This is a genomic window from Methanoculleus sp. UBA413 (assembly GCF_002502935.1).
Taxonomy (GTDB): Archaea; Halobacteriota; Methanomicrobia; order Methanomicrobiales; family Methanoculleaceae; genus Methanoculleus; species Methanoculleus bourgensis.
The window spans coordinates 1-10,789 of sequence record NZ_DAQR01000087.1; the positions used below are offsets into that span (position 1 = coordinate 1).

Below are 10,789 nucleotides of genomic sequence, written 5' to 3' on the forward strand. Positions count from 1 at the left end.
AGGGGAGGGGGCAAGCCCCCTCCATCTGAAGAAACTCTCCCGGCAGAAGTGTTTGGGGACGGCTTTCAGGCTTACACCATCTCATAAAAATTGCCCAGATGCGAGCACAAGGACCGCAGGAATCGGTACCCCGACAGAGTCTCATCCGGTTCAGCGTAGTTCCGGGGTTTCATTTTATCATCTTCCTTCGCAAGCAGGTAACAGACCTCGGAATAGACCCTCTCCCGCACTAACTTAAGGCAGGTCTGGTGGTAACGTTCAATATAGGAGGCGTCCTTAAACTCGGGGAAAACCTCAAAGTGCGGCTCGTTGTTCCTCACACTCTTTCGGGATCTCTCGCAGTCTTCAAGCAGAAGGAGGTACCCAAGCCAGGGCGATGGGGAAGTTTTGAAGGCCCCCTCCCGGTATGCCGTCCAGAGGTCATATGCGCTCCCCAGAACTTCCTCAGTCCGGTTGTTGATATTGTTCCCAAATGACGGTCCTTTCTGGGACTTCAGTTCAAGGACGGCAACCAGTTCCTTCTTTCCGTCAGGATGGTGTTTGATAACGATAAGGTCCCACTGCTTCTCCGCCCGGAAATACCCCGGAAGGTTGAGAGAACTCCTCCGTGTGCAGATATCACTCTCAGGCACCCCGACATCCATGAGCAGATCACGGATAGGCGAAAAGAACCCATCCATATGCTTCCCACCCGTCGCTTCCGAACGAAAGCCCTGGTCTTTCACACCACGACTGTTCTAATCTTCCGCCTGCGACGCCCTCTTATCCCAGAAATATCGCACCGCACGAGAAAAATAGTCGTCGCGGGAGATTTCCCGGAGTATCCTGTCACTTACCATGATCCTGCCCCTATCAGAACAATCGGGACTGTTTTGCCTGACGATTAAACCTTTCAACCTCCATGAGGAAATATTTTTCTTCAACCTCGATACTGATGCTGTTTCGGCCCCACCGTGCGGCAGCGAGGCTGGTCGTTCCCGTGCCGCCGAACGGGTCGAGGACGGTGTCGCCTACGAAAGAAAACATCCGCACGAGTCTTTCAGCCAGTTCCAGAGGATAGGGTGCGGGGTGCTCCTTGGTCGATGCCCCCTTAAGGTCCCAGATCTGGCGGAACCAGGTTTTCTGGTTCTCCTCCGAGATGACCGAGAGTAACCGTGCTTCAAGTGAGGGCTTCCGGTAACCTCCGGCCTTTCTCTGGAAGAGAATGTATTCGATGTCATTCTTGACGATCCCGTTGGGCTCATAGGGTTTTCCCAGAAACGACCCTCGGGAATTTGCCTCAAAGCAGGCATTGGCGATCTTATACCAGATGATCGGCGCCAGGTTGTCAAACCCGATCTTGCGGCAGTGCTCCTGGATGCTGGCATGGAGAGGCATCACGACATGACGCCCGGCTTCACGCCGGGGCAGGCAGACATCGCCGACAACGATGACCAGGCGGCCCCCTGGGACAAGGACCCGATAGACGTGTCTCCATACCTTATCAAGCTCTTCCAGGAAGAGTTCGTAGTCCTCAATCTGTCCGAGCTGTTCGTCCCTCTCGGGATATTTCTTGAGGGTCCAGTACGGAGGCGACGTCACAATCAGGTGGACGCTCTCATCAGGAAGGAACATGAGGTTACGGCTATCGGCGTTTATGAAACGGTGCTGTGTCGGCAAATTGCCTGATATAGCTTCAAGTTCTTTCATCAACGAGAGGTCCTTCGCTATCCGGGGGATGGCACGCTGCCCCCCGACCTCTGCTATTTCCAGGATCTCAGCCGGGATATAGTTCTTCAGCGGTTGATCCCTCCCGGTTTCATTGATAAAAAAGGATTTTTCAGCAGGGAAGTGAGTTGTTTCCGTCATATGAAATGGTTTTGAGATCTGCCACCATTTCTATGATCGACACCCATGATTACATAATTGTACCGGAGCATTCCTCCTCGTTGACCCGCGGGATCTGGCCCCCTCGGACCATGGGCACTATCTCTGCGGGGCCAGAGGCGGCATGAGTGGGCGGGGTCCCTCCGTAAGGGGAATCGCGGCACCCTTTTTTCAGGATCGCACACGAATCCCCCCGCATGGCTCATTTACATAGTAGTAGAGGCCCCATATTGCGATAAACCCGGGCAATCGGCCCTCACACAAGTGCCTGTAGGGTAGGAACTGCCCGAACAGGATAATCAACGCTTGTGGAGATCTGGGAATACCTCATGTGAGGCAGGGGCGGTGATGGCCGGGAAGCCCCACGCCTTCGCATGGGGTAGTTCACAGCCCCTCCTTCTCCTCCTCTTCCTCCACCAGGTTCTTTGGCTTCTTCTGCATCTCCTTCTCGATATCGATATCAGGGACCTTTGCCGCCTCCTCTGTGGCCCGGAGTTCCTCCCGGCTCGGGATCTCCCCGAGAATATCCTCTGGCGGCACTTCTGTCCCTTCAGGAACCTCCGGGGCCTCGACCGTGGCCCCGAGGTACTCGGCTGCCTGTTTGACGATGGTCGAGACCTCGAACGGGAATATGATCTTCGTCGCCTGGCCGTCGGCCATCTGCTTCAGGGCATCGAGCGAGAGGACCGTGATCGCCCGCCGGTCCAGCGGCCGAGAGCCGACCGATATGATGCGCAGCCCCTGCGCCTCGCCCTGTGCCTGCAGGATCCGGGACGTCCGGTCCCCCTCGGCCCGGAGGATCTTGCTCTGCCGCTCGCCCTCGGCCTCCAGGATGATGCTCTGCCGCTTCCCTTCGGCCTTGAGGATCGCGGACCGCTTCTCGCCGTCCGCTCTGAGGATCGCGGCACGCCGCTCCCGCTCGGCAGCAGTCTGTTCGGTCATCGCCTGTTTGACCGGGCCGACCGGGTCGACCTCCTTGATCTCCACCCGCTCGACCTTCACGCCCCAGGCATCGGTCTCCCGGTCCAGGATGTCACGGAGACGGGCGTTGATGATGTCCCGGTTGTAGAGAACCTCGTCGAGTTCCATGTCGCCGATGATCCCGCGCAGGCTCGTCTGGGCGAGCGCCACCGTCGCCGATCGGTAGTTCATCACCTCAAAGTAGGCCTTCTCGGGGTCGATCACCCGGACATAGACGATCGCGTCGACGTTCGTCGGGGAGTTGTCCTTCGTGATCACCTCCTGCCGCGGGACATCCATCACCTCAGTCCTGAGATCGAGTTTCACGACCCTCGTGATCAGCGGGACCACCCACCGGAACCCAGGATTCATCCTCCCGATGTACTGCCCCAGGCGGATCTGGAGACCCTGTTCGTATGGCTGCACAATCACCACGCCGCTGGCGAAGATGACGACAATAACAATGATCAGAAAGACCGTAATCAGTCCGGTCCACGGAATAGACCCTAAAAGCATCTTACTCAATCTCCTTCACAACAATATGTACTCCTTCGGAGTGAACAACAGTAACCCTTCTCCCGGCAGGAATGCTGCCTGACTCGGTTCGCGCGCTCCACTCCATGCTCCCGATCCGCACCTTCCCCGAGATTGTCCCGGCCTCGACCTCCCTGACCACCAGCCCCTCAAGGCCGACAAGCGAGTCCCGGGAGAGGGTCGTGGGGGGTTTCTTCCCGGGCGTGAGACGACTGTAGACCCAGACTGTGACCGAAGCAGCTACCATTGCCGCCACAACCCCGACGATGAGGCCGGTGGGAGAACTGAGGACATCGACGCCGAGGAGGAGGAGAACCCCAAGGATGATCAGGACCGTGGCAGGAACGGCGATGAAGAACCCGGGCTGGTAGACCTCGATCAGGAGCAGCACTGCTCCGAGCACGATCAGCACCCAGCCTAGAGCTATCCCCTCTACAAGCATAGAGAGAAATGGCGCCGGCGGAATAAAAGGGTATGGAGTGAGCGCTCCTTCAGGCACGGCCCGCCGGGTATACGCGGGCAAAGACCACCGGGGCGCCATACGAGACCCAGGCGGCAGCGGCGGCGGCCCTGAGGTACTGGAGGATATAGGCCGCCAAAACGGGCTCCGGCGGGACAAGGAGCCCGAACCCAAACCAGATCATCCCGGCCGCGATGATGCCGAGGACGTAGCGGAGCAGGTGGTCTGACCACTTCCCGGTGATGCAGATGCTCTCCTGCCGGGGCCACGCTGCCGCCGCCCCGGCCGCAAACCCAAAGAAGAACCCCGCCGCCGTCACGGCGCCTCCGGGGTCGAGCGGGTTGATAGGCTGGCCCGACTGCTGAATCGCCCCCGCCGCCCAGGACGCGGGGATCTGCCAGTCACCGATGGCCGCGAAGGCGGCAAACGAGATCAGTGCCAGGACGATGGAACCGGCAAACGCGAGCAGGATCTGCCGGGAAATGGGGAGGGCGGCGATGCGGCGACCCACCGGCTCTTCGAGGGCGAGGAACCCGATGAGGACGGCAAGACCGAACGCAAACCCCGCGATGATGTCGACCGGGAAGTGAACACCAAGAAAGATGCGTGACGCACCGATGAGGAGGACCAGAGCGACCACGAAGAGAGAGAACCACCTCCGCCGGGCATCGGCGGCGAGCAGACCCCAGAACGTAACCGCACCCTGGGCGTGGCCTGAGGGGAGACCGAACGACGGATGACTCGCAAGCGCCCTGACCTCCGGGCTGACCCAGTAGGGACGGGGAAGGTGAAACGCAATCTTCAGGGCCACGGAGAGCCCGGACGATATCCCCATGAGCAGACCCAGGCGGAGCCCAAGACGGGGGTTTGCGCACCAGTAGAGGAGCGCGACGACGAGCAGGAAGAATTCCGGCTGCCCGAGAAAGGAGAAGAAGAGCATGGGAGCGGCAAGCCACGCCGCCTGATCCTGGAGCACCCGGATGAGCGTGATCTGAACATCGGTCATACCAGTCCGCCAAGATCGATGCTGCCGAGGAGCTGGGGCATCGCCGCCGAAATCCCGTTGATGATGAACTGGATGGCGATGGCAAGGACAATAACCGCCAGGAGTTTCGGGACGACCCGTAACCCCTCCTCCCCGATGTAGGCAAAGACCGTCGGCCCGTAGAGCATCCCGATGTAGGAGATGGCAAGAGCCACGATGATCCCTGCAAAGACGGCGATAATCCCCGCCACCCCCTCAGGGCCCGATGCGAGCAGGATCACCGTCGTGATCGTCCCCGGGCCGCACGAGAGCGGGAAGGCCAGCGGTACGACGGCGATATTCTCCAGTTCTTCAGGCGAGTACGACTCGCCCTTCGTGTTGAGCATTCCGGTCGCCACGCTGACCAGCAGGATACCGCCCGCGATCTGGAACGCCGGAACGGTGATATTGAAGATCGAGAAGATCAGCTGCCCCGTGAGAGCAAAAAAGGCGAGCACGATGAAGGCAATCTTCATCGACGTGTTGATGACTTTCTGGCGCTCGCTCCCGCTCATGCCCTCGGTGAGCGCCGTGTAGACCACGATCGTAGAGGCCGGGTTCATCACCGCGATGATCGAGGCGACCGCGACCAAGCTAAAGGCTGTGAATTCAGCAAGACTGGCTACCAGGTCCACCCCGGCCACACCTCCCCGAAATCATGGAGACATATGCGTTCCGGCCCCATAGGTATCTTACGGTTTTTGCGTCGCAGTCGTCGCTCCCGGAACATGGACCGCGGGAAACGCATCCAGGAGTTCCCGTGTCAACTCGGCCCCGAGCGACGGCCTGACCGACTCCAGCCAGAGGAAGAACCCGGCCATATGGGGTGTCCGCCGGCTCTCGAACTTGAACCCGCCGGATCGGTTATTGGGCACCATCTTGAGGTACTCCTTCTTGTTCCGCCGCCGGAGGTAGATGATCGGTTTGTATTCGGGGAGGTTCACGGCCAGGACGACCTTTGAGAACTGCTTCTGGATTGTATCCGGGTCATAGGTCTTTCCTTTGATGCGGATAGGATACCGGGAGTCAAGCATCCGGACGGCGGAGGGGTAGAGCCCCCCGAAGAGGACCTTTTTTACGATCGGCGGGATCTCGTCAGGCGTGCCCAGTTGTTCGATACCCCGGTCTGAGGTGACTGAGTTGATGATGCTCTGCATCCGCTCGTCGTGGAGTTGCTTGTAATCGAACGGTCGCCGGGGAGCGATATCTGATATCGATATCAGTTTCTCGTGCCTGATCTTCCGGGGCGGGCTCCGTTTCAGGTCGCGGGGACGGATCAGGGTCTTTAAGTCCTCACAGGAGGCGGTGGTGAGGAGGATGTTGTCGGGCTCCTTGAGGAGACGGCGGACGACGGCAGTCCGGGAGATGTCGACCGAGGAGATGAGGAGGAACGGCACGGTCGGCTGCCCATAGAGGTAGCCGAGGAGCTGTTTCTTGTAGTGGATCTCCTCCTCAAACTCTTTTAAGTCGGCAGGGGATGTGATGATCTCGCCAAACGTCAGCGCGCCCGTATGGTCGACGAGCATCAGATCGACCTCGGCGAGGTCCTGGCCGTTTCCCCGGACCTTGATATCCCCGATGTTTGAGTAGAAGAGGCCGTTCTGCCCCAGTTGCGCACGCCTGACCCTGGCGGGACCATCGGCCCCCCGCGCCACGACGGAGAGGATGAGGTTGGTCTGGAGGCTGAGGTCGAGGATCATCTCATAGATGATCGCCTCAAACCACCGCCCTTCAGCGGTCCGCATCTCGGGGATATCCTTGGAGAAGAGTTTTTTTCGATCCGCGGGGCGCATGTGGCGCAGCGCTCTCATGATGATCGCCCGCGTTGGCTGGAGCGAGCTGAAGTTCTTGTCGAGCCACGTAATCATCTGTAACATTCGTTTCACACAACTTGGGTATTGTTATCGTATTGAGGACCGGATGAGGGTCAGAGCACTTCCTGATGTGGGAGTCTATCATCCTATAAGTGCTCATAAGAGTTTCCGATCCCGGGGACCATGAAATTACGCAAACGTTCGCTGACAGGGAGGGGCGGGGCCGACCGGGGATCATGTTCCTTAGCAGGCATGAGGGGCGGGATCCGGGGAATCGACCGTATTGGGGATGGTTTTTGAGGGAAACCTGGAGGCCGCACCGCAGGGTATGCGCGCGCCGGCCCCACGGGAGGTGTCGCGCCCTGGACGTGGTCGAGACCTTGAGTGCCGGAGGCATCCGGTATCGCAGACCGAGATCGATGTTCAGACAAAAAAGGGGAATTTTTCCGGTCTTCCGGGAGCGCTCCGGATCACCACGTCGTCTTGATCGCCTCTTCGAGCGACATCGCCGGCGCGACGTGTGCAACCCCGTAGGAACTGAACGGCGCGGTGATCTTCAGGATGGACCGCTCATCCGGCGCCTCAAAGACGGCGACCGACATGTGCCGCCCGATGAGGAGGTAGCGGTGGTGGACCTTCACGTCAGAGGGGAACTGGAAGCGCTTCCAGAGTTCCAAGACCTGGTGGGTGTGCTCAGGCTCGAACTTATACCACAGGACAAAGAGCATTCGTTCTTCACCTGACTCCCCATACCACCCCGGATATATAAACCCTGCACCCCGAGATCCCGGACCGCACGGAGAACGCGTCCGGGGCCCCTTACTCGTAGCGGAGCGCTTCGATCGGGTTCAGGCCCGCCGCCTTCCACGCCGGGTAAAGCCCGGCGATGACGCTTGCGGCAACCCCGAACGCCATCCCGAAAGCGATGTAGCCGGCAACCGCCGGGCTCACGGCAGCCTCCCCGGCCGGGACGACAAAGCCCCCGAGGAGCCCGGAAGCGGCCGCACTCGCGTAGTAGCCCACGAGAGCGCTCAGGATCCCCCCGGCGATGCTCCCGGCGACACCGAGGGCCAGGGCCTCGTAGAGGAAGATCCGCAAGACCTCGCGCCGGGAGACGCCGATACTCCGCATCAGCCCAATCTCCCGTCTCCGCTCCGTAACAGAGATGATCATGACGTTGAGGATCGAGACGCTCGCGACAAAGAGCGACACCGCACCGATGCCGAGCAGGAAGAGGGAGATGGCGTCCATCGTCTCGTAGTAGAGTTGGAGCACCTCGCGCGAGTCGAGGACGTCCACCTTCTCCTTCCTGCGGTTGACCTGGCTCTCGATGGCGGCCTTCACCTCCCCGATATCGGCAGGGTCTCTCACCTTCACGACCACCATGCCCGCTTCCTCACTCGGGTAGCGGGCGTCGGTGACGATTACGGCATAATCAGGGTTGATATCGATTCCCATGCCCCGCTCGGCAGCGATCCCAATGACCCGGACGCTCTCGTTCGCAAACTCGATCCTGCTCCCAACTCTGAGATCGAGATCCTCGGCAAGGAGCGAGCCCACCATCACCCCGGGCGACGTGGACTCAGGGTAGCGGCCCGCCTCCGCATCGAGCAGAAACGGTATATCGTCGGGGCGGAGCGCGTAGACCGTCACGTAGCCGGAGGTCTCCCCCGAAGTGAGCCGCTCGGCCGTCCGGAACATCGGGATGACGCGGTTCTGCCCGGCCGCCTTCTCGATGAGCGCCACGTCACGGTCAGATATCCGTGAAGCGAGGATGTTCCTCGGGTCGAAGGGGTCGCCGCTGGATACCGCCACGTGGGGGGTGACGAGGATGGTGTCGCTCACGTCCGAGACCAGGCCCCCGACGAGCGCCGAGAGGCTGGCGCCGAGGATCCCGAGCGACGCTATGGCGAGGACCCCGATGACGATCCCGACCATGGCAAGGACCGACCTGACCGCGTGCCGCCTGAGGTTGCGGACTGCAAGGTTAACCAGGATCACGCCGCCCCTCCTCCGGGTCACGCATGCCGCATCGCCTCCACCGGAAGGAGGCGGGCCGCCTTCCAGGCCGGGTAGAACCCGGCAAGGGCGCTTGTTCCGATACCGAATGCCATGCCAAAGACGATGTACCCGACAGCGGTCAGGTTGAAGACCACAAACTCCTCGCCGAACGTGGTCCCTGCCGTGAAGAGCCCGATGGCGGCGACGCTGACGACATAGCCGACGACCGCGCTCAAGACCCCGCCGACGGCGCTCCCGGCGACACCGAGGACCAGGGCCTCGTAGAGGAAGATCCGCAGGACCTCACGCCGGCGGACCCCAATGCTCCGCATCACCCCGATCTCAGAGACCCGCTCGGTCACCGCTATGTACATGACGTTGAGGATGTTGACGGCCGCAACGAGGAGGGAGATCCCCCCGATCCCGAGGAGGAAGACCGTGATCTGGTCGTAGATAGCCTGATACTGCCCGAGCATCTCCCGGGAATCGATGATGTCGACCACATCCTCGCGCCGGTTGAGCCGGGTCTCCACCGCATCCTTCACGTCATCGATCGCGGCGATATCCCCAACCCGGACGATGGCCATCGCGTAGCCGCCGTCCTGGGTCCCGAAATGGCCGGTGTACCAGCCCTCCGTGACGACGATGGCGTAGTCTGGGTTGATGTCGACGGCAAACCCCCGCTCCGCGAGCACGCCCGCCACCCGCAGGTCTTCCCCGCCGACGGTGATCCTTGAACCGGGGCGGAGGTCGTACTCCCGGGCAAGGTAGGTCCCGACGAGCGCCCCGGGCTGGTTCTGCCGGGGGTAGCGCCCCTCCTCGAGTTTGAGCAGGATGGGGATATTCTCCGGATCGAGCCCGATGACCCGGGTATACCCGCTCTCGCCGCGGCCAAACTCCACCTCGTCCACCCCCTGCAGGACCGGGATCACCCGGTAGGGGCTAGCCGCCCGCCTGATCTCGTCCACCTCCCGGGAGGAGAGGGTCACGTCCACGGCCGTCCGGGGGTCCCCGGCGAACGTCCCGCCGATGGCGGTGTGCGGGGTGATCACAATGGTGTCCCCGACGTCGCTGATGAGGTTTGCGACGAGGAGGTTGATGCTCCCCCCGAGGATCCCGAGCGACGCTATGGCCGCGACGCCGACGACGATCCCGATGACCGAGAGGAGCGACCGGAACCAGTGGCGCCGGAGGTTCCTCGCTGCAAAAGAGAGGAAGATCATACCAGCCTCCCGTCCACGATCTGGATCCGGCGGCGGGCGTAGCCGGCGACCCGGGGGTCGTGGGTGACCATGACGATCGTCTTTCCCCGGCGGTTCTCGGCCGCGAGGAGGTCCATGATCGCGGTCCCGGTCTTCGTATCCAGGTTCCCGGTCGGTTCGTCGCAGAGGAGGAGGTCGGGATCGTTCGCGAGCGCCCGGGCGATCGCCACCCGCTGCTGCTCGCCGCCCGAGAGTTCGCCCGGGCGGTGGGAGAAGAGGGCGTCGTCGAGGTTCATCGCCCGCAGAACCTCGGTCGCCCGTCGCCTGCTCTCCTCCCGGCCGGCGGTGAGGAGGACCGGGAACTCGACGTTCTCAAGCGCCGAGAGCAGCGGGATGAGGTTGAACTGCTGGAAGACAAACCCGATATGGTCACGCCGGAGCCGGGTGAGGTCGTCGTCGCCGAGCCTGGAGATATCCTGCCCGGCGAAGTAGATCTTCCCTGTGGTCGGGACGTCGAGACAGCCCATCAGGTTCAGGAGCGTCGATTTTCCGGAGCCCGAGGGTCCCATCACGGCGATGAACTCGCCCGGCTCGACCGTGAGGGAGACGTGGTCGAGTGCCACGACCGCCCCTGCCGGGAGGGGGTAGACCCTGGTGACGTCCTCGAACCTGACGATGGGCTCGTCGCTCATCGTCGCCGTCTCCGGAGGTACCAGAGGACCGCAAGCGCTGCGGCGAGGACCAGCGCGCCGGCGACGGCGGCCGGGACCAGGATCGCGGGCGCCGCTGTGCCCTCGGCCGTCCGGTTCTCGATCGAGAAAGGCACGGTCACCGAGAAGGGGTTCCCGTCGCTGTCGCGGTAGTCGATGATGAGCGGGACCTCAGTCACGTCCGCCCCGGCCCGGAACGTCACCTCAAACGGGGCGAC

At 61.7% G+C, this 10,789-nt stretch carries 11 protein-coding genes and 1 pseudogene; all 12 read right to left on the bottom strand.

The features are described from left to right. Nucleotides 1-71: 71 nt before the first annotated feature. On the bottom strand, nt 72-725 hold the full coding sequence (locus BP858_RS07045; protein WP_286879175.1) for a PaeR7I family type II restriction endonuclease: 654 nt from the start codon (nt 723-725) through the stop codon (nt 72-74). A 127-nt stretch (nt 726-852) separates the two neighbouring features. After that, nucleotides 853-1,848: a DNA-methyltransferase gene (locus tag BP858_RS07050; protein WP_286879176.1), complete on the bottom strand. Its 996-nt coding sequence runs from the start codon at nt 1,846-1,848 to the stop codon at nt 853-855. Nucleotides 1,849-2,250: 402 nt separating this feature from the next. After that, nucleotides 2,251-3,342, bottom strand: coding sequence for an SPFH domain-containing protein (locus BP858_RS07055; RefSeq protein WP_286879177.1), 1,092 nt, complete (start codon nt 3,340-3,342; stop codon nt 2,251-2,253). Nucleotide 3,343: 1 nt separating this feature from the next. Continuing rightward, nucleotides 3,344-3,802 (bottom strand): NfeD family protein, encoded by a 459-nt coding sequence (locus BP858_RS07060; protein WP_286879178.1) that lies wholly within the window; start codon nt 3,800-3,802, stop codon nt 3,344-3,346. A gap of 49 nt (nt 3,803-3,851) precedes the next feature. Beyond that, on the bottom strand, nt 3,852-4,826 hold the full coding sequence (locus BP858_RS07065) for a phosphatase PAP2 family protein (RefSeq protein ID WP_286879179.1): 975 nt from the start codon (nt 4,824-4,826) through the stop codon (nt 3,852-3,854). Continuing rightward, complete coding sequence (locus BP858_RS07070) at nt 4,823-5,479, bottom strand: MarC family protein (RefSeq protein ID WP_156147663.1); 657 nt, start codon at nt 5,477-5,479, stop codon at nt 4,823-4,825. The genes BP858_RS07065 and BP858_RS07070 overlap by 4 nt, the downstream gene beginning before the upstream one ends. Nucleotides 5,480-5,536: 57 nt before the next feature. Further along, complete coding sequence (locus BP858_RS07075; protein ID WP_286879180.1) at nt 5,537-6,721, bottom strand: hypothetical protein; 1,185 nt, start codon at nt 6,719-6,721, stop codon at nt 5,537-5,539. 407 nt (nt 6,722-7,128) lie between these two features. Next, nucleotides 7,129-7,386 carry a DUF3303 domain-containing protein gene (locus tag BP858_RS07080; RefSeq protein WP_062261799.1) on the bottom strand — a complete coding sequence of 86 codons (258 nt, stop codon included), beginning with the start codon at nt 7,384-7,386 and terminating at the stop codon, nt 7,129-7,131. 91 nt (nt 7,387-7,477) lie between these two features. Further along, nucleotides 7,478-8,659: an ABC transporter permease gene (locus BP858_RS07085; protein WP_286879181.1), complete on the bottom strand. Its 1,182-nt coding sequence runs from the start codon at nt 8,657-8,659 to the stop codon at nt 7,478-7,480. A gap of 17 nt (nt 8,660-8,676) precedes the next feature. Next, nucleotides 8,677-9,882: an ABC transporter permease gene (locus BP858_RS07090; RefSeq protein ID WP_286879182.1), complete on the bottom strand. Its 1,206-nt coding sequence runs from the start codon at nt 9,880-9,882 to the stop codon at nt 8,677-8,679. Beyond that, complete coding sequence (locus BP858_RS07095; RefSeq protein ID WP_062261794.1) at nt 9,879-10,553, bottom strand: ABC transporter ATP-binding protein; 675 nt, start codon at nt 10,551-10,553, stop codon at nt 9,879-9,881. The genes BP858_RS07090 and BP858_RS07095 overlap by 4 nt, the downstream gene beginning before the upstream one ends. Continuing rightward, nucleotides 10,550-10,789: pseudogene (locus BP858_RS07100) on the bottom strand (hypothetical protein); the annotation flags it as partial. The pseudogene BP858_RS07100 and the gene BP858_RS07095, both read right to left, overlap by 4 nt.